This is a genomic window from Micromonospora sp. NPDC050187 (assembly GCF_044459745.1).
In the GTDB taxonomy this organism is placed as follows: Bacteria; Actinomycetota; Actinomycetes; order Mycobacteriales; family Micromonosporaceae; genus Micromonospora.
This window is the reverse complement of the sequence record NZ_JBITJH010000039.1, coordinates 11,692-30,076: the sequence shown is the minus strand read 5'-3', so window position 1 is coordinate 30,076 and position 18,385 is coordinate 11,692. Positions and strand designations below refer to the sequence as shown.

Here is an 18,385-nt window from a genome sequence, read left to right as displayed (position 1 = left end):
AGCCGGATCAGAAGAGCCGGGGTGGACCTCGTCCACCCCGGCTCTTCTGGCTGCGTCGGCGGTCAGCTCTCGGCGGACCGCTTCTGGGCCGCGATGACCTTGTTGAGCCGTTCCATCCGGGTGGCCAGGCTCATCATGCCCTCCAGCCGGAACGCCGGCGGGCGACGACCGTCGACGTCGGAGAAGCCGTACCGCGCGGCGAGGTCACCGCAGGCGAGGACCTGACCGGACTCCTCCCGCACCGACGGGTCGGCGAGCAGGTGGGCGATCGCCCGGCCCACGTACTCGGCGGAGTGGACCACCGCCGCCGGGCCGCTGCCCAGCGCCGACCAGGCCGCCTCGACCCGCTCGGTGCGGACGAACCCGGGGTGCAGCCCGACTGAAGTGATCTTGGTTTTGCGCAGGTCACCGGCCATCGCCCGGCTCAGCCGGTCGGAGGCGGCCTTGAACATGTCGTACGCCGCCTGCCCGAGGTAGGTGTCCCCGTCGGTGTAGCTGATCGTGACCAGCAGACCGGAGTCGCGGGGGAGCATCAGCCCGACGGCGTGCCGGCTGGCGGTGAACTGCGCCCGCACCGAGGCAGCGTACGCGTCGTACCGCCACATCGGCTGCTGCCAGAACGGGGCGTCGAAGCGGGCCTCGTCGGAGCGCTCGTAGCCGCTCCAGGCGTTGTTGACCAGCAGGTCGAGCCGGCCGTCCTGCTCGCTGGCGATCCGTTCGAACAGCGCGGCGACCTGCGCGTCGTCGTGGTGGTCGCAGCGCACCGCGATGCCCCGACCACCCCGCCTGGTCACCTCGTCGGCGGTGTCGTCGACGGTGCCGGGAAGCCCCTCGGTGCTTCCCTCGGACCGGGTGCTGCGTCCGGTGACGTACACCGTCGCACCGGTGTCACCCAGGGCCAGGGCGACGCCCCGGCCGACCCCCCGGCTGCCGCCGGTGACCACCGCGACGCTGCCGGCCAGGGCCGGCGGCGCCCACCGGCCGTCGTCGGTCGTCTGCTCGGTTGCTTCAGGCACCCTGCTCGCTCCAGTACTCGAGGCTTCGACGGTAGGCGTCCCGGTCGGAGACGTGCGGCAGGCCGTAGCGGCTGCGCAGCTCGTCCAGGGAGGACGGGAGGGCCCCGCCCGCGCACGCGGTCACCTCGCTGACGTCGGCGAGGACCTCCACGTACCGGCGGGACATCGGCGGCAGGGCGTCCAGCTCCGCCGCGGTCAGCTCGTCGGGGTGCACCACCCGGGGCGGGGTGACGGTCCGGCCCCGACGGGCGGCGTGCGCGACACAGATCTCCACCGCCTCGTCGACGGTCATCGCCTCCTTGCCGTAGGTCACCCAGTACTCCCGGCCGTGGTCGCCGGAGTCCATCGCGGCGATGGTGGCCTGGGAGAGGGTGTCCTGCGGGACGATGTCCACCAGGTTGCCCGGGTGCGCCGGGAAGAGCTTCGCCCGACCCCGGCAGATCCAGTCCGACATGAGCTGCACGATCTGCCCACGCGAGGTCACCCCAGTCGCCGCGTCACCGATGAGGTTCGTCGGCCGGAAGATGACGTACGGCACGCCGGAGGCCCGCAGCAGTTCCTCGGCGGCGAGCTTCGAGCGGACGTACGCGTTGACCACGTTCCTCTCGCTCAGCGGCAGCGGAGCGGACTCGGCCAGCGCGTGCACGAACGAGGTGCTCTGGTGGTAGATCGCCGCGTCGGCCCGGCGGGCCAGCTCGATCACCTCGCGGGTGCCGTCCACATTGGTCCGCTGATACCGCTCGGCCGGCTGCCCCCAGTCGGTCAGCCCGCCGGAGTGGATGATCGCTCCGGTCCGGGCGACCAGGTCGGCGTAGCCGTCGTCGTCGAGGCCGAGGCGCGGGCGGGACAGGTCGACCCGCAGCATCTCCACCCCGGGACCGGCCACGCTGCCGGAGTTGACCAGGCACAGGACCGGCCGACCGCCCAGCTCACGGATGATGGACTGGCCGACCACCCCGGAGGCCCCGGTGAGGACGATCATCTTCGGCCGGCTCATCCGCGCCGGTCCTTCCACTCGTAGACCCGCGACAACACCTGGTAACCGGCGAAACTGATCGGCTCCGGCGGGAAGGTCGGCCGGGGCGCGTCGACGAAGGCCAGCGTCGAGTAGTCGGTCTTCTCGCCGAGGACCAGGTCCCGCAGGATCCGCCCACCGGTGTGGGTGGCGGCGATGCCATTGCCGCAGTAGCCGTACCCGTAGTGCAGGCCGGGTCGCAGCGACCCGAAGTGCGGCATCATGTCCCGGGTGATGTCGATGACCCCGCCGTAGGCGAACTCGAACCGCACGTCGTCCTTCCAGGCCGGGAAGAACCGGACGAACGACTCGGTCAGCTCCTGGTAGATCGCCGCGTTGTCGTGGTGGCTGCGGTCGAACGGGCTGCGCGGGTAGTAGTACGCCCGCCCGCCGGCCCACATCAGCCGGTTGTCGGCGGTGAACCGGCTGCAGTGGAGGAACGTCTTGGCTTCGACCAGCCCCTCGCGTCCGGGCCAGTGCACCCGGCCGAGCTGTTCCTCGGTGAGCGGCTCGCTGATCAGCACGTAGCTCCACATCGGCAGGACCGAACGCCGGAACTCCGGGAAGGTGTACTGCGACGCGCTGGTGGCCAGCACCACCTGTGGCGCGCGGACCAGCCCGGTGTCGGTCACCACGGTGTGCGGCCCGCCCGGCGTCGCCGCCGGGTCGACCCGGCGCACGGGCGTGCGCTCGTGGATGGTCACGCCCGCCGCGCGCAGCGTCCGGGCCAGCCCCCGGGCCAGCTTGAACGGGTTGACCAGCGCCCCGCCGACCCGGACCGCGCCCTTGATCTCGGGGGAGTCGACGTAGGCGCGAGCCTCCGCCGCGTCCATGATCTTGGTGTCGCTGCCCAGTCGGAGGGCGAGCTTCCGGTCGTGCTCCAGGCGGGCGAGCTGTCCGTCGTTGAGCGCCACCATCAGGTAGTCGTTCGCCTCGTACTCGGCGTCGACCTTCTCCCGGCGGCAGAACCGGCCGATCTCCAGAATGGACCGGCCGACGATCGCCGACGCCTTGCCGGCCGCATCCTCCCCGTAGACCCGGATGAGCTGGTCCAGGTCCTTGCCGAGGGTGGGGGTGACGAAGCCGTCGGCGGTGCCGGAGGCCGCGCCCCCGGCGATGCCCGCGTCGAGCAGGTGGATGGAAAGCTCCGGTCGGGCCTTCTTCAGTGAGTACGCGGTCCACATGCCGGTGAATCCGGCACCGACGACGGCGACGTCGCAGTCGACGTCGCCGGTCAGGGCGTCCTGCGGTTCGGCCGCCTCGGTGGTCTGCCAGTAGACCTCATGTCGATAGTTCGGCACAGCACTCCAATCGCTGACCCGTCGCGCCGACGACGCCTCAGACTGCCTCGAGGACCAGCCGGGCCAGCCCGAGGTGACGGCGTTCGAAGTGTCCGACGGTGGCGGAGAGGTAGCGCTCGTACTCGGCGACCTGCTCCTCGCCCACCAGTTCCAGGGCCCGCTCCCGGTTGCGCCGGAGGCCGGCCAGCCATTCCGCGCAGGTCCGCGCGTAGTGGTCCGGGTCGTTGCGGACCGACACCACGTCGAAGATCCGTTCACCGGCCTGAAGGACCTCGGACAGCGCCGGGATCTCGGACTCGGTGAAGATCCGCTCGATGATGAAGAGCAGGTCGGCGACCGTTTGCCGGTCCATCCGGACGTTGTTGCCCTTGATGTTGGTCTGGATGGCGATCCGGCCACCCGGGGGCAGCCAGCCCCGGGCCCGGGCGAAGAACTCGCGGTACGCGGCGACGCGCGCTGTCCGGGTGAGTCCCTCCCGGGCGAAGTGCTCGAACGCGCCGATCGAGATGATCGCGTCGTACGGCTCGGTCGGGGTGTGCTCCAGCCAGTTCTGGACGTGCACCTCGATCCCGTCCGACGCGCGTGCCCGGACCCACTCGGCCTGCGAGTCGCTGAGGGTCAACCCGACGACCTGCTCCACCCGGTGCGCGCCCACCAGGCGCTCCATGAGGCCGCCCCAGCCGCATCCGACGTCGAGCACCCGGCGCGCGCCGATCGCCCGCGCCCCCTCGATGAGGTAGTCGAACTTGCGGAGCTGGGCTGCGTCGAGGTCGTCCTCCGGACCCGACCACATCGCGCAGCTGTAGGCCATCGACTGACCGAGCCAGAGCGCGTAGAAGTCGTTCGAGAGGTCGTAGTGCTGCTGGATGGCGTCCATGGACGCGCCGTCGTAGCGGCCGGTGCCGGTGTCGGCCGCGGCCGGCGGGGCGTCGGCCAGCGGTGCGTGGACGGACACGGCCTACGCCTGGAGCTGGGCCGTGGAGTTGGCCAGGTCGACCAGGTCACCGATGGTCTTCACGTCCGCCGCGCGGGACGGGTCGAACTCGATACCGAGCTGGTCCTCGATGCCGTAGACGATGTCGGCCACCTGGAGGCTGGACAAGCCCAGGTCGTCGAAGGCCGTCTGCGCGCCGAGCGTGGTCTCGTCGGCGTTCTTTCCACGCAGTTTCTTCTGCACCATTTCGCAGACCTGTTCAACAGTAATCACTGCGTAACTCCTCGTGCACGTGGTGTGATTGCGCTTTCGACAGCGAGGGGTGTCACTGACCGCCGCGTCGAGAATGCGTATCGCCGGCCCTCGGAAGGTCGGTCCGCTGGATCATGCCACAGTGGACGACATCGGGCGACCCTTCATTGCCGCCTTGTGTGTGGACGAATGCCCGTGCATGATGGGCAGCCTTGGGGGGACACAGGCTTCGAGGTACCGCGCGGGGGCCATCCATTATGGACAGACCGTACCGGGTAGTCGATTATCTGATCAGATCGTTGCACCAAGTCGGGGTGCGTCACATATTCGGCGTCGGTGGCGCCAACATTGAGGATCTGTACGACGCGGCGCACCATTGCGACGGGGCGGTCCGCGCGGTGGTGGCGAAGCACGAGTTCTCGGCCGCCGCCATGGCCGACGGGTACGCCCGCACCACCGGCCGGCTCGCGGTGGCCGTCTCCACCTCCGGCGCGGGTGCGATGAACCTGGTCCCCGGGGTGGCCGAGGCGTACGCCTCCCGGGTGCCGTTGCTGGCCGTGGTGGGGCAGCCGCCCCGTCCGCTGGAGGGTCGGGGGGCCTTCCAGGACACCAGCGGCCTGGCCGGCTCCTTCGACGCGTACCGGCTGTTCTCCTCGATCAGCCGGTACTGCGCGCGGGTCGACGACCCGGCGGACGTCGCCCCGGCGCTGGCCGACGCGCTGACCGCCACCCGGGCGCTGCCCGCTGGGCCGGCGGTGCTGCTGCTGCCGAAGGACGTGCAGCAGGCGCTCCTCGCCGACCCGCCCCCGATCGACGAGCTGCTGGCCGCCCGCCGGACGCCGGTCCCCGCCTCGGCGGCGCGGGAGCGCGCCGCCGACCGGCTGGCGGAACTGGCCGGTGAGCCGGTGCTGGTGATCGCCGGGGACGAGGTGGCCCGCCGGGGTGCCCGCGCCGAGCTCGCCGAGTTCGTCGCCGCGCTGGACGCCCGGGTCGCCGTGGTGCCGGACGGCAAGGACGTCTTCGGCAACCAGGACCCCCGCTTCGTCGGGGTCGCCGGGGTGATCGGGCACCCGAGCGTCACCGACGCCCTGCGCCGGGCCCGGCTCTGCGTTCTGGTCGGCACCCGGCTGCCCGTGATGGCCCGGGGCGGGCTGGACGCCCTGCTCGCCGGCACCGAGCTGGTCTCCTTCGGGGCTGAGCCGGCCTTCCCCGACCCGGACGCGCTGCACGTGGACGGCGACCTGCGCGCCGAACTGCGGGCGGTGACCGCGCACCTGCGTGCCGCCCGGCCGGCCCCACCGTCCCCGCCCCAGCCGGATCTGCGCTTCCTCACCGTGCCGCCGTTCGAGGGGGAGGGCATGCGGCTGCGCGACGCGGTCGAGGCGATCGGCGCGGCCGTGCCGGACGGCGCGACCGTCGTCGCCGACGCGGGCAACGCCGCCGCCGGCGTCATCCACTGGGTGGCCACGCCGCGCGACGGCCGGTTCGTCGTCGCGCTGGGCATGGGCGGCATGGGGCACAGCCTCGGCGCGGGCATCGGGGCGGCCATCGGCACCGGCGCGCGCAGCTACGTGGTGATCGGCGACGGCGGCTTCCTCATGCACGGCATGGAGATCCACACCGCGGTCGAACACGACCTGCCGGTGACGTTCGTGGTCGTCAACAACAACGCGCACGGCATGTGCGTCACCCGCGAGCAGCTCTACTACGACGACGCGTACACGTTCAACGAGTTCCGACCGACCGACCTGGCCGCCGGGATCCGGGGCATGTTCCCGACCCTGCCGGTCACCCACGCCCGCACGCCGGACGAGCTGCGGCAGGCCCTGGTCGCGCACGGGTCCACCCGGTCGCCGGCCGTGGTCTGCGTCGACGTGAGTCCGCGGGAGATCCCACCGTTCGTACCGTTCCTCAACCATCTCGACACCGCCAGTCCCCAAGGAGCACCCCATGACCAGCCCGTCGTCGCCGTTGGCTGACATCCCGAACCTGCTGCGCTGCGAGACCACCCCCCGCGAGGCGGCGCTGGCCAAGGCCGCGGAGATGACCCACGCGGTCTACCCGCACGACGCGGTGTACGGGCAGTTCTGCACCGTGCAGGACTACATCGACTGCCCGCCGGAGGACCTCTTCGACTACCTCTCGGACCTGCGCAACCTCGACGAGTGGACGTACAGCACCCGGCACTTCGAGCCGGTTCCCGGGGCCACCGACGGGCTGCACGCGGGCTGGGACACCCTGGCCGACGACACCCGCATCTACGCCAAGGTGGTCGCCAACCGGGAGGCGCTGACCGTCGACTACCACTGCGCCTGGGACCAGGGCGACGAGCTGTGGATGATCTACATCAACCGGATCATCCCCGCCGAGCTGGTGCTCTCCAGGCCCGGCTCGGTGCTGGTCTGGACCAACTGCCGCCACCCGTACTACGACGACAACCCCAACAAGCACCTGGTCGCCGACCCGAACCGGGTCTGGGTGGGGGACATGTGGCCGCTGTTCTACGCCGGGCACCGGGCCGAGCTGGACAACCTCAAGGCCATCGTCGAGTACCGGCACAGCCGGGGCATCCCGGTGACCGGCCACGTGGCGCGCGAGGGAGCCTCGGTATGACCGTCCCGGTCAGCCTGGTCGATCTCGACAGCGCCCTGCCGGAGAACCGGGTCGGCACCGAGTTCTACCGGGGCGCGGACGCCGCGCTCGACGACAGCGTCATGTTCAAGTCACCGAAGTACCGCCGGCACATCGGGCCGGAGGAGACCGCGGCCGACCTGATCGTCCGGGCCGCCCGGCCGGTGCTGGAGCGGGCGAGGGAACGCGGGGACGGGCCGGTGGACCTGCTCATCACCAACGTGCTCCTGCCCGACCTGCCGTTCACCGGGGCCGGGGCCGAGGTGGCCCACCGGCTCGGCGAACGCCCGGACTGGGTGCTCGACGTGCACAACGGCGGCTGCGTCTCCTTCGTCTACATGCTGAAGATCGCCAAGCAGATCATGCAGTCCGGCGGGGCGCGCACCGCGTTGCTGTGCAACGTGCAGAACAGCGCCGGCCAGGTCTTCACCCAGCCGACCATCCGCACCAAGTCGCACGCGCCCGTCCCGGGGGACGGGTGCGGCGTCGGCTACCTGCGGATCGGGGACGAGTCCCCGATCCTCGACGTGGAGATCCGCCAGTACGTCGAGTACGCCACCGACGTCGGCCTGGCCTTCGACGACGACCGGAAGTACTGGCAGCCGGGGCAGAGCGAGATGGACGTCAGCTTCACCGACTCCAAGGTCGCGAAGATCATCGGCCGGGGCAACCAGCTCGTCCCCGAGGTGGTCACCGCGCTCTGCGGCCGGATCGGCGTCCGTACCCCGGACATCGACGTGCTGGTCACCAACCAGCCGAACCGGATGTTCCTGCGCAACTGGCGGGAGGCGTTGCAGCTCAAGCCGGAGCGGCACCTGGACACCTTCGACGAGTACGGCAACCTGTTCGGCGCCGCCGTGCCGATCACGCTGACCGAGGCCGTCCGGGACGGTCGGGTACGCCCGGGAGACCTGCTGGTCCTCGCCGGCTTCGCGCACGCCGGCGACATGGCCGGCGCCGCCGCCGTCCGCTGGCGGGCCGGCGGGTAGAGCCACCGGGTCCGACGACGGAGCCGGGGTGGGGAGATGCTCCCCACCCCGGCTCCTCCCGTCTGCGGGCGACGGCCTCAGCGCACGGCGACCCGGGCCAACGGACGCCATGCGTCGGACGCCAGCAGCGCCCGGCACCGGAACCGCTGGATCTTGCCGCTGGGCGTCTTCGGCAGCGTGCCCTTCTCCAGGAAGACGCACTCGGCCAGCGGCACCCCGGCCTTGGTCATCGCGATCGCCGCCGCCTCGTCGGCGAAGGCCCGGTAGTCGTTGCTGCGGCTCTTCAGCTCCACGAGCAGCACCAACTCGCTCCGGCCGTCCTCGGCGACGTCGACGATCACCGCGCAGCCCTTGCGGACCGCCTCCAGCCCGTCGATCGTGCTCTCGATCTCCCGCGCGTAGACGTTGCGCCCGCCGACCTGGAGCAGGTCGTCGGAGCGACCCACCACGTACAGCTCACCGTCCTGCAGGAAGCCCAGGTCACCGGTGCGCAGCCGGCCGTCGACGAACCGCGCCGCGGTGCGCTCCGGGTCGCCGAAGTAGCCGCTGGCCAGGCTCGGCGAGGCGATCCGGATCTCGGAGAGGCCACCCGGTTCGGCGACCTCCACCTCGACCCCGTCGCACGGCCGGCCGGTGGAGACCACCCGGGTCGCCGCCGGGTCGTCCGGCGCGCAGGCCACCACCTCGCCGTCGGCCAGCCGGTTGCCGTCGACGTCGAGGAAGCGCGGCGCCTCGTCGTGCGGGCAGGCGGTCACCGCCAGGGTGGCCTCGGCCAGACCGTACGCCGGCATCAGCGCCTCCTCGCGGAGCCCGTGCGGCCCGAACGCGGCCACCGTGCGCCGCAGCGCCGTCCACTCCACCCGCTCGGCCCCGACCACGCAGACCCGCAGCCGCAGCGGCGCGGCCAACGCGCCGGTGCCCTGCCCCCGCGCGGCCAGGTGCAGCGCGGTGCTGGTGCCCGCGGTCATGGTCGCGCCATACTCGGCCATGTCCCGGAACCAGGTCCGAGGCGACATCATGAACCGCTCCGGAGTGGACAGCACCAGCCCGAAGTCGTGCGCCCAGGCGTAGAGCAGGCAGCCGAACATGCCCATGTCGTGGGAGAGCGGCAGCCAGGAGGCGACCGTCTCCTCGCCGGGCACCCCACCGGCCATCGCCAGGATCATCTCCAGCTGCCGGCCGATGGCCCGGGTGGTCAACGCGCACCCCTTGGGCACGCTGGTGCTGCCCGAGGAGTACTGCACGAACGCCAGCCCGTCGGCCTCCGGCGGGGTCTCGTCGATCCGGCTGTCGCCGGCCAGCGACTGCCAGGACCGCACCGCCAGCCGGCGGTGCAGCGACTCCGGCAGCAGCGGGGCCAGCTTCTCGTCGGCCAGCAGCACCGGCGCGTCGAGCTGGGCGACCAGGGTCGCCAGGTGTCCGGCGTACTCCTGCCGGTCCATGCCCCGGGTGGGCACCGGCAGCGACGCGACGGCCCCGCCGGCCAGCCAGACCCCGAGCAGGCCGCGCACCGCCTCCGGGGAGTTGTCCAGGATGGCGGCCACCTGCCGGCCCGGGCGGACCCCGGCCCGGCGCAGGGTGGCCGCCGCGCCCCGGGCGTCGGCGACCACCTCCGGCCACGGTGTCGCGGTGAACCCGTTGCCGGCCCAGGCGTGCAGCCGGCCCCGGTCCCCGGCTCCGGTCAGTCGCTCCCACAGCTGCATGGCGTCCCTTTCCGGGCCGGTACGGCGGTCGGTGTCCTCATTCGACGTCGGTGACCGAGACCAGCTCGGACGCGGACCGGCGTTCGGACAGCGGCGGGGCCACCGGCCCGGTCAGCAGCTCCTCGGCGGTGGTGGCCGGGGTCTGGTCCGGCTTGACGTTGCCGACCAGGCTCACCCCGCCCTCCCGCATGGCCAGCCGCTCCGGGTCGATCCGGATCACGTGGGTGGCCAGGCCGACCTTCTCCAGCGACCAGATGAAGATGGCGCTGAGGTCGACCTCCCACCACTTCATGCCGTGCCGCGCCGACCGGGGGAAGGCGTGGTGGTTGTTGTGCCACGCCTCGCCGAACGAGGGGATGGCCAGCCAGGCCACGTTGCGGGAGTGGTCCAGGGTGCCGAACCGGCGGCGGCCGAAGTAGTGCCCGACCGAGTTGACCGCGTAGGTCATGTGGTTGACCAGGAAGAGCCGCACCAGACCGCCCCAGAGCGCACCGGTCAGCGCGCCGGTGAGCGTCCCGGTGAGGGCGAGCCCGATCAGGCCGGGCAGCACGATGCCGGCGAGTACCACCAGCACGAACTTCTCACTGATCCAGCGCAGCGCCTTGTCGCGGACCAGGTCCGGGCAGTAGCGCATCGGCTCCGAACGCAGGCCGACGTCGAAGAGCCAGCCGAGGTGGGCGTGCCACAGCCCCCGGAGGATGCCCTTGACGCCGGGCTCGAAGCCCAGGTGCGGGCTGTGCGGGTCGCCCTCGCGGTCGGCGACCCGGTGGTGCCGGCGGTGGTGTGCGGCCCAGATGATCGGCGGGCCCTGTCCGGCCATCGCGCCGGCCGTGGCCAGGGCGAGGTAGATCGGGCGGGGCGTCCGGAAGGACCGGTGGGTCAGCAACCGGTGGTAGCCGGTGGAGATGCCGAAGGCGCAGATCGTGTACATGACCACCAGGGCCACGAGGTCCGACCAGCCGAACAGCTTGTTCCAGAGCAGGACCATCGCCACCACGACGCCGATCAGCGGCGCCACGGACGCGGTCAGGATGAACCAGCGGTGTTCTCTGCCGTCCATGTACCTACCTCTTGGTCTATGGGTTCGAGCGGTGCGATCGCGGCGCGCCCGGCGTTCCGCCGGCTCGGCCGGCGGGGGACGCGTACCGGTTCCGGCCTTCCGCCGACGGCCCGGTGGAACGGGCGGAACCGGGGCGGGAATGCGGTCGCCGGGCGCGACGAAAGCTGCCCCGAACAACCGACGGTATCGTCGGAGTGACGGAGTGTGGTGCGCGCTGTCATCCGACGGCCCCCCGTCCACGGCTCGCGCGGCAAACAGGTACCGCACTTTATCGAAAGTGGATCGTATAGACCATGGTTTGAGGAGCCGACTATCTACTCTGGACTTGTCAATTTACGTCTGATCCGTCCGATTGAATATGTGCTGTCAGAAACGTAGGGCCCCGGCGGGATCGCGTAGGCTCCGTCCACTCGCGACACCCGGGTCGGGACAAAGGGGATTGTGACGCCGGCATGGGTCAATAACTGATACGGTCGGCGTGCGTTCAGCGTCGTCGCAGCAAGGAGACGAACATGTCCAGTCAGCCAGCCGTCGGACTTCCCTCCGGTCACCTCACGATGCGGCTCGCGCACCGGGCGATGCTGCGCGACCTGGGTCGTATCTCGGCCACGGCCACGGGCCTGTCCGGCGCACCCGACGCGGCGCGCGCCGCGGCCCTGACCGACTACGCCGACCGGATCCTCCAGATCATCGAGCACCACCACGAGGGCGAGGACGAGTTCTTCTGGCCGATGCTGCGCGAGCGCGGCGCCGGCGAGGACGTGCTCACCCTGATGACCGAGGAGCACGCCGAACTGCTGGGCCACCTCAAGGACGTCCGGGGCCGGCTGGTCGCCCTCGACCGCGCCCCGGCCTCCGCCTGGGCCGAGTTCGGCGCGGCGGTGCAGCGGCTGCGCGACTCGCTCGCCGCGCACTGCGCCGACGAGGAGCGTGAGCTGACCGACCGGCTGGCCCCGGCCCTGGACGCGTCCGCGTGGAGCCGCTTCGAGCGCAACATGCTCAAGACTGCGCCGAAGTGGACGCTCGGTTTCATGCCGCCCTGGCTGGACTCGGTCGCCGAGCCGGACGAGCGGGCCGGTGTTCCGGCCCGCCCGGTGGCCAAGCTGATGGCCGGCTCGCTGCGCCGCCGTCAGCAGCGCGCCTTCGGCGACTGACCCGCGTCGGAGAAGCCCCACGGGCCGACGGGCCGCTCCGGCCACGGTCCGGCCCGAGACGACCGACCGGGTCCGACGACCATCCGCGCCCCCACCGCCCGGCCCCGGGCGGTGCCGTCCCGACCGCCCGGGCACCGGGCGGAACCCCCGCCACCCACTGAGCACTGCTGAGGAGTCGTGATGGTGCAAGCCGCCGTGCCCGAAGGGGACCAGATGTTGAGCCGGGGGCGGGTCGCGCTCCTGCTCGCCATCACCTGCGGCGCCCAACTGCTCGTCATCTTCGACGAGACGGTGGTCAACCTGGCCCTGCCGTCGATCCGTACCGACCTGGAGTTCTCCACCTCCTCGCTGGCCTGGGTGGTCGACGCGTACATGCTGCTCTTCGGCGGCTTCCTGCTGCTCGGCGGCCGGGGCGCGGACCTGTTCGGCCGGCAGCGGATGTTCCTCGTCGGCCTGGTCGTCTTCGTCGGCGCGTCGCTGGCCGGCGGGCTCGCTCAGTCGGACACCGCGCTGATCGTCGCCCGGGGCGTGCAGGGCTTCGGTGCGGCGCTGCTCAGCCCGGCCGCGCTGAGCATCCTGGTCAGCGCCTTCACCAACGCCGACCAGCGGGGCAAGGCGCTCGGCGTCTGGGGTGGCCTCTCCGGCATCGCCGGCACCACCGGCGTGCTCCTCGGCGGTCTGATCACCGACACCATCGGCTGGCGCTGGGTCTTCTTCATCAACGTGCCGGTCGGCGCGGTGCTGCTCGCGCTCGCCCTGACCGGCCTGCGTGGCGTTGCCGACCTGGAGGCCGCCACCGGTCCGCGCCGGTTGGACGGCTTCGGCGCGGCCACCATCACCGGTGGTCTGCTGCTGCTCGTCTACACCATGCTCAACACCTCGCACCGGGCGTGGAGCGACCCGCTCACCATCGGTGGACTGGCCGGCGCGGTCGTGCTGATCGCGATCTTCGTCTGGTGGGAGAAGCGCGCCCCGGAGCCGCTGCTGCGCCTCGGCATCCTGGCCAACCGGCAGATCGCGGTGGCCAACATCCTCACCGTGCTGGCCGCCTCCGCGCTCTACGGCACCTTCTTCTTCCTCAGCCTCTACATGCAGGTGATCAACGGCTGGTCGCCGATCCGGGCCGGCCTGTCGTGGGCCCCGCTCGGCCTCACCATGGCGGTCTTCGCCGGGGCGGCCATGCAGCTCACCCCGAAGCTGGGCACCCGAAACCTGATCATGGCAGGTCTGGCGCTGGTCGGGATCGGCCAGGTGCTGCTGCTGCGCAGCAGCGTCGACGGGTCGTACGTCAGCGAACTCCTGCCCACCCTGATCCTCTCCGGCGCGGGCTTCGGCCTGGCCCTGGTGCCCCTGGTGGTCGCGGCGGTCAGCGGCGTCGCCCGGGAGGAGAGCGGCATCGCCTCCGGCCTGATGAACACCGCCCAGCAGGTGGGTGGCGCGGTCGGCCTCGCGGTCCTGGTGACCGTCGCCAACGAGCGGCTCTCCGGTCGGATCAGCGGAGGTGTCCAGGACCCGTCCGTGCTGCTCGACGGCCTGCACGCGGCCTTCCTGGTGGCGGCGATCCTGACCGCCGTCGCCGTGCTGGCCACGTTCGCGCTGCCCAGCACCCGCGCCAAGGTCGACCTGGCGGCGATCCACGGCGGCTGACCCCCCAACGGACCCGACGCGGCGGGCCGGACCGGGAACCCCCGGTGCGGCCCGCCGCCGGTGTAGACAGGAGCACACGCAGATGGGCCACTACCGCAGCGACCTGCGGGACCTGGAGTTCGACCTCTTCGAGGTCTTCGGGATCGAGGAGTTCCTCGGCACCGACGGCTATCCCGACCTGGATGCCGACACCGTCCGGCAGATCCTCGCCGAGGTGGACCGCTCCGCTCGGGAGGAGTTGGCGGACGCCTTCACCGAGGGCGACCGGCACCCGCCGGTGTTCGATCCGGCCACGCACACCGCGCCGCTGCCCCCGGCGTTCGCCAAGGCGTACCGGGCGTTCCTGGACGCCGGGTTCTGGCGGCTCGGCGACCTGGCCCCGGAGCTGGGCGGCACGCCCGCGCCCCGGATGCTCTGGCGGGCGATCGGCGAGCTGGTGATGGGCGCCAACCCGGCGGTCTGGATCTACGCCTCCGGCCCGCCCCTGGCCAACGTGCTCTGGCACGAGGGCACGGCGGAGCAGAAGCGCTGGGCGCGGATCTTCGTGGACCGCCAGTGGGGCTCCACCATGGCGCTGACCGAGGCCGACGCCGGCTCGGACGTCGGCGCGGGACGCACCCGGGCGGTGCCGCAGCCGGACGGCTCGTGGCACCTGGAGGGCGTCAAGCGCTTCATCACCTCGGGCGAGCACGACCTCACCGAGAACATCGTCCACTACGTGCTGGCCCGCCCGGTGGGCGTCGAGGGCGTCGGTGGTCCGGGCACCAAGGGCCTCTCCCTCTTCGTGGTGCCCAGGTACCACTTCGACCCGGCCACCGGCGAGCTGGGCGCGCGCAACGGTGTCTTCGCCACCAACGTCGAGCAGAAGATGGGCCTGAAGGTCTCCAACACCTGCGAGCTGACCTTCGGTCAGCACGGCGTGCCGGCGGTCGGCTGGCTGGTGGGGGAGCGGCACGACGGCATCCGGCAGATGTTCCGGATCATCGAGTACGCCCGGACGATGGTCGGTACGAAGGCCATCGCCACCCTCTCCACCGGCTACCGCAACGCCCTGGAGTACGCCCGGGAGCGGGTGCAGGGCGCCGACCTGACCCGGATGGCCGACAAGACCGCCCCCCGGGTCCGGATCATCGCCCATCCCGACGTGCGCCGGTCGCTGATGCTGCAGAAGGCGTACGCCGAGGGGCTGCGCGCCCTGCTTGTCTACACCGGCCGCTGGCAGGACCGGATGGTCCTCGGGCCGGACGCCGAACTGGCCGCCCGGGTCAACGACCTGCTCCTGCCGCTGGTCAAGGGGGTCGGCTCGGAACGGGCGTACGAGATGCTCGGGCACGAGTCGTTGCAGACCCTCGGCGGATCCGGCTACCTGGCCGACTACCCCCTGGAGCAGTACCTCCGGGACGCCAAGATCGACACCCTGTACGAGGGGACCACCGCGATCCAGAGCCTCGACCTGGTGTTTCGCAAGATCGCCAAGGACCAGGGGGTGGCGCTGATGGCCCTGGCCGGCGAGATCGGCGCGTTCGTCGGCGCCGAGACCGACGACTCGTTCACCGCCGAGCGGGTCGCGCTGGGCCGGGCGGTCACCGACGTGCAGGGCTGCCTCGGCACCATGCTGGAGTGGCTGGGCGCCGCGCAGGGCGGTGAACCACGCCAGCTCTACCTGGTCGGGCTGCACAGCCGACGGCTGCTGCTGGCCCTCGGTGACCTGCTCGTCGGCTGGCTGCTGCTCACCCGGGCCGAGGTCGCCGCGCGGGCGCTGGGCCGGGCCGACCTCTCTGCCGCCGACCGGGCTTTCTACACCGGCAAGGTGGCGGTGGCCCGGTTCTTCGCCCGGGAGGTGCTGCCCCGGCTCACCGCCGACCGGAAGATCGTCCAGGCCGCGTGCCTCGACCTGATGGACGTCCCCGAGGAGGCGTTCTGATCCACCGCCGGACCACCCGGCCGGTGGTGGTGGGCACCGTCTGGTGGGCCGACCTGGGCATGCTGCGCCGGTGGCACCTCGGGCTGCTGGACGACACCGAGCGGCGTCGGCTCGCTGTCATCGTCCACCCCCGCCACCGGCGGCAGTCCACCCTGGGCGCGGTGCTGCTGCGACTGGCGGTCGCCCACCACGTCGGCGTGCCGGCGGACCGGATCCGGGTGGTGCGGGAGTGTCCGAGCTGCGCCGGGGCGCACGGGCGGCCCCGGCTGCCGGACCTCGCGCTGGCGGTCTCCGTGTCGCACTCCGGGCGGCGGGTGGTGGTGGCGGTCGGCGACCGGGACGGCCTCGGCGTGGACGTGGAACGGGTGGTGCCCGGGCACCACCCGGTCGACCTGGAACTCTGGTGCCGGCGCGAGGCGGTGGCCAAGGCCACCGGGGACGGCCTGCGGGTCCGCGTCCGCGACGTCCGCGTCAGCCCGACCCGGCTGCTCGCCTACCCCGGCCGGCCCGAGCTGCGCGGACGTCTGTGGGACCTGCGCCCCGGGCAGGGCTACCGGGCGGCGGCCGCCCTGGTCGGCCCGACACCCCCGCCGCCCCGGGCGCGGCTCGTGGAACGCCGGGCGACCGCCCTGCTCACCCGCCGCGTGTCCGGCCGGCACCGACCCGTTCCGAGCTGACCGATCCCCCGGCGCGGTCTCCGGGCGAGCGGGTGCGGCCGGGGGAGTGTCTGCGGGCTCCGTGAACCCCGTCGCCCGAATGCACAATAGTTGTGCACGGAACCTGTGCAGAACTATTGTGCAATCATGGCAGAGGAGCAGACCCGCACGACCAGCTCGGCCCGACTGGACCACCGGCAGATTCGCGTCCTCGCGCACCCGCTGCGGATGCGGCTGCTGGGCGCGCTGCGCGCCGACGGGCCGGCGACCGCCACGACGCTGGCCGGCGTGCTCGACACCAACACCGGGGCCACCAGCTACCACCTGCGGCAACTCGCCGAGGTCGGGCTGGTGGCCGAAGAGCCCGGCCGGGGCACCGGCCGACAGCGCTGGTGGCGGGCGGTGCACGACGCCAGCAGTTGGGACCCGAGCGAATACGACGACGACCCGGACACCCGGGCGGCCGTGGAGTGGATGCAGGTCGAGCACGTGCGCTGGGTAACCGAGCAGGCCGAGCGGTGGCTCGCCGAGCGGGCGACCTACTCGCCGCAGTGGCGGGACGCGGCCGGCATGAGCGACGCCTTCCTGGTCATCGGCGCGCAGCGGCTGCACGCGCTCAACCAGGAGATCTGGGAGCTGATCCTCCGCTACCGCGCCGAGACGCTCCCCGACGAGACGGACGTGAAGCCGATCCACCTGATCTACGCGGCCTTTCCCGGGACGGGGGAGGGCCGGTGAGCGCGCTCACCGCCCGTCAGGTGCGCCACCGGTTCCTACTGCTCTACGGGCTCCGGTGGCTGCCCACCGGCCTGATGTTCCCGGTCATGGTCCTGCTGATGCAGGAACGCGGACTCTCCCTGGCCCAGATCGGCCTGGCGGCCAGCGCCCAGGGGCTGGTCGTGCTCGCCCTTGAACTGCCCACCGGCGGGCTCGCCGACGCCCTCGGCCGCCGACCGGTGCTGGTCGCGGGCGGCGCGGTCAACCTCGCCTCGCTGGGCCTGGCCGCCGTCGCCGACTCGTTTGGCCTCTTCGTCCTGGTCTGGCTGTTGCAGGGCGTCTACCGGGCGCTGGACAGCGGCCCGCTCGAGTCGTGGTACGTCGACGCCAGCCTCGCCGCCGATCCCGACGTGGCGTACGAGCGGGGTCTCAGCCAGGGCGGGACGGTCACCGGCGTCGCTCTCGCCGCCGGCGCGCTGCTCAGCGGCGGCCTCATCGCGCTGGGCGCGGTCGGACCGGTCAGCGCCCTGACCGTGCCGGTGGTGGTCGCCGTGGTGCTGCAACTGGTCGGTCTGGTGGCACTCCAGACCCTCCTGGTCGAGCCTGGTCCCGCCCGGGGCTCCGGGGCGCTGCGGGCATCGGTCGCCGAGGCGCCGCGCATGATCGGACAGGCGGTCGGTCTGCTGCGCCGATCCCCGGTGCTGCTCGCCCTGGTCGCGGTGGAACTCTTCTGGGGCTTCGGCATGACGACCTTCGAGACCCTGCTCCCGGTGCGTCTCGCCGAGGTGACCGGCGACGCGGACCGGGCGGCGGTCCTGCTCGGCCCCGCCAGTTCGGCGGCCTGGCTCGCCTCGGCGGCCGGCGCGGCGGTCACCCCGCTGCTGGCGCGCTGGTGGGGCGCGGCACCCGCCGCCGCGCTGCTGCGGGTCGTGCAGGGGCTGACCGTGGTCGGGATGGGGCTGCTCGCCGGACCGGTCGGCGTGCTGGTGGCCTATCTGGCCTGCTACACGGTGCACGGCGCGTCCAACCCGCTGCACGCCGGGCTGCTGCATCGCCAGGTCGACGGCCCGCACCGGACCAGCGTGCTGTCGTTGAACTCGATGGTGGCCATGCCCGCCGGTGCGCTCGGTGGCGTCGTCCTCACCGCCCTGGCCGACGCCACCAGCGTGAGCACCGCGATGCTGGTCGGCGCGGTGGTGCTGGCCGTCGCCGCGCCGCTCTACCTGCCCGCGTGGCGGGCCGCCCGCCGGACCCCGGTCCCCCCGACACCCGCCTCCGCCACCACCAGCGGCTGACACCCCGCCGTCCGGTGCTCACGCGCCCGGCCCCGCCCCCTCGCCCCCCGCCGCCGCGTGGTTGCAGGGGACCCTTCCTCGACAGAAAGCG

Annotated in this window: 15 protein-coding genes and 1 pseudogene; 9 read left to right on the top strand and 7 right to left on the bottom strand. The window is 72.3% G+C overall.

The window, feature by feature from the left end; genetic code table 11:
* Positions 1-62: 62 nt before the first annotated feature.
* Genes ACIBJE_RS30820 through ACIBJE_RS30800 form a run of 5 tightly spaced genes read right to left on the bottom strand, consistent with a single transcriptional unit; the run spans position 63 to position 4,539 of the window.
* Positions 63-1,016 (bottom strand): SDR family NAD(P)-dependent oxidoreductase, encoded by a 954-nt coding sequence (locus ACIBJE_RS30820; RefSeq protein ID WP_396753792.1) that lies wholly within the window; start codon positions 1,014-1,016, stop codon positions 63-65.
* Complete coding sequence (locus ACIBJE_RS30815) at positions 1,009-2,013, bottom strand: SDR family oxidoreductase (protein ID WP_396753791.1); 1,005 nt, start codon at positions 2,011-2,013, stop codon at positions 1,009-1,011. The genes ACIBJE_RS30820 and ACIBJE_RS30815 overlap by 8 nt, the downstream gene beginning before the upstream one ends.
* Positions 2,010-3,332, bottom strand: coding sequence for an NAD(P)/FAD-dependent oxidoreductase (locus ACIBJE_RS30810; RefSeq protein ID WP_396753790.1), 1,323 nt, complete (start codon positions 3,330-3,332; stop codon positions 2,010-2,012). Before ACIBJE_RS30810 ends, ACIBJE_RS30815 begins: the two co-directional genes overlap by 4 nt.
* 37 nt (positions 3,333-3,369) lie before the next feature.
* Positions 3,370-4,287, bottom strand: coding sequence for a class I SAM-dependent methyltransferase (locus ACIBJE_RS30805; protein WP_396753789.1), 918 nt, complete (start codon positions 4,285-4,287; stop codon positions 3,370-3,372).
* 3 nt (positions 4,288-4,290) lie between these two features.
* Entirely contained in the window at positions 4,291-4,539 is a 249-nt protein-coding gene (locus ACIBJE_RS30800; protein WP_357144454.1) for an acyl carrier protein, read from the bottom strand.
* 236 nt (positions 4,540-4,775) lie between these two features.
* Here ACIBJE_RS30800 and ACIBJE_RS30795 point away from each other — a divergent pair, with 236 nt between their 5' ends.
* From ACIBJE_RS30795 to ACIBJE_RS30785, 3 genes are read left to right on the top strand one after another with little or no spacing between them, the layout of a single operon-like run.
* Positions 4,776-6,497, top strand: coding sequence for a thiamine pyrophosphate-binding protein (locus ACIBJE_RS30795; protein WP_396753788.1), 1,722 nt, complete (start codon positions 4,776-4,778; stop codon positions 6,495-6,497).
* Complete coding sequence (locus ACIBJE_RS30790) at positions 6,469-7,131, top strand: SRPBCC family protein (protein WP_396753787.1); 663 nt, start codon at positions 6,469-6,471, stop codon at positions 7,129-7,131. The genes ACIBJE_RS30795 and ACIBJE_RS30790 overlap by 29 nt, the downstream gene beginning before the upstream one ends.
* The gene (locus ACIBJE_RS30785; protein WP_396753786.1) at positions 7,128-8,138 is read left to right on the top strand and encodes a 3-oxoacyl-ACP synthase III family protein; all 1,011 of its coding nucleotides are present in this window, start codon (positions 7,128-7,130) and stop codon (positions 8,136-8,138) included. Before ACIBJE_RS30790 ends, ACIBJE_RS30785 begins: the two co-directional genes overlap by 4 nt.
* Before the next feature lie 77 nt (positions 8,139-8,215).
* Here the strand turns inward: ACIBJE_RS30785 and ACIBJE_RS30780 are convergent, their stop codons facing one another.
* Positions 8,216-9,841, bottom strand: coding sequence for an AMP-binding protein (locus ACIBJE_RS30780; RefSeq protein ID WP_396753785.1), 1,626 nt, complete (start codon positions 9,839-9,841; stop codon positions 8,216-8,218).
* 37 nt (positions 9,842-9,878) lie between these two features.
* Positions 9,879-10,901 (bottom strand): acyl-CoA desaturase, encoded by a 1,023-nt coding sequence (locus ACIBJE_RS30775; RefSeq protein WP_396753784.1) that lies wholly within the window; start codon positions 10,899-10,901, stop codon positions 9,879-9,881.
* Positions 10,902-11,413: 512 nt separating this feature from the next.
* Here ACIBJE_RS30775 and ACIBJE_RS30770 point away from each other — a divergent pair.
* The 6 genes and pseudogenes from ACIBJE_RS30770 to ACIBJE_RS30745 all read left to right on the top strand — a co-directional run.
* Positions 11,414-12,055 carry a hemerythrin domain-containing protein gene (locus ACIBJE_RS30770; protein WP_396753783.1) on the top strand — a complete coding sequence of 214 codons (642 nt, stop codon included), beginning with the start codon at positions 11,414-11,416 and terminating at the stop codon, positions 12,053-12,055.
* A gap of 180 nt (positions 12,056-12,235) precedes the next feature.
* On the top strand, positions 12,236-13,702 hold the full coding sequence (locus ACIBJE_RS30765; protein WP_396753782.1) for an MFS transporter: 1,467 nt from the start codon (positions 12,236-12,238) through the stop codon (positions 13,700-13,702).
* An 82-nt stretch (positions 13,703-13,784) separates the two neighbouring features.
* Positions 13,785-15,626 carry an acyl-CoA dehydrogenase gene (locus tag ACIBJE_RS30760; RefSeq protein ID WP_396753781.1) on the top strand — a complete coding sequence of 614 codons (1,842 nt, stop codon included), beginning with the start codon at positions 13,785-13,787 and terminating at the stop codon, positions 15,624-15,626.
* A 23-nt stretch (positions 15,627-15,649) separates the two neighbouring features.
* Positions 15,650-16,303 (top strand): 4'-phosphopantetheinyl transferase family protein, encoded by a 654-nt coding sequence (locus tag ACIBJE_RS30755; RefSeq protein WP_396753780.1) that lies wholly within the window; start codon positions 15,650-15,652, stop codon positions 16,301-16,303.
* 126 nt (positions 16,304-16,429) lie between these two features.
* Positions 16,430-17,020, top strand: a complete 591-nt coding sequence (locus ACIBJE_RS30750; RefSeq protein ID WP_396753779.1) for a helix-turn-helix domain-containing protein — start codon at positions 16,430-16,432, stop codon at positions 17,018-17,020.
* A pseudogene (locus ACIBJE_RS30745) lies at positions 17,017-18,352 on the top strand (MFS transporter); the annotation flags it as partial. The gene ACIBJE_RS30750 and the pseudogene ACIBJE_RS30745, both read left to right, overlap by 4 nt.
* Between the last annotated feature and the right edge of the window lie 33 nt (positions 18,353-18,385).

What these genes read in the sequence shown, in the direction of transcription:
- ACIBJE_RS30815 (WP_396753791.1), bottom strand. Translation starts at nt 2,013, where the DNA reads ATGAGCCGGCCGAAGATGATCGTCCTCACCGGGGCCTCCGGGGTGGTC.
- ACIBJE_RS30795 (WP_396753788.1), top strand. Translation starts at nt 4,776, where the DNA reads ATGGACAGACCGTACCGGGTAGTCGATTATCTGATCAGATCGTTGCAC.
- ACIBJE_RS30790 (WP_396753787.1), top strand. Translation starts at nt 6,469, where the DNA reads ATGACCAGCCCGTCGTCGCCGTTGGCTGACATCCCGAACCTGCTGCGC.
- ACIBJE_RS30785 (WP_396753786.1), top strand. Translation starts at nt 7,128, where the DNA reads ATGACCGTCCCGGTCAGCCTGGTCGATCTCGACAGCGCCCTGCCGGAG.
- ACIBJE_RS30780 (WP_396753785.1), bottom strand. Translation starts at nt 9,841, where the DNA reads ATGCAGCTGTGGGAGCGACTGACCGGAGCCGGGGACCGGGGCCGGCTG.
- ACIBJE_RS30775 (WP_396753784.1), bottom strand. Translation starts at nt 10,901, where the DNA reads ATGGACGGCAGAGAACACCGCTGGTTCATCCTGACCGCGTCCGTGGCG.
- ACIBJE_RS30770 (WP_396753783.1), top strand. Translation starts at nt 11,414, where the DNA reads ATGTCCAGTCAGCCAGCCGTCGGACTTCCCTCCGGTCACCTCACGATG.
- ACIBJE_RS30765 (WP_396753782.1), top strand. Translation starts at nt 12,236, where the DNA reads ATGGTGCAAGCCGCCGTGCCCGAAGGGGACCAGATGTTGAGCCGGGGG.
- ACIBJE_RS30760 (WP_396753781.1), top strand. Translation starts at nt 13,785, where the DNA reads ATGGGCCACTACCGCAGCGACCTGCGGGACCTGGAGTTCGACCTCTTC.
- ACIBJE_RS30750 (WP_396753779.1), top strand. Translation starts at nt 16,430, where the DNA reads ATGGCAGAGGAGCAGACCCGCACGACCAGCTCGGCCCGACTGGACCAC.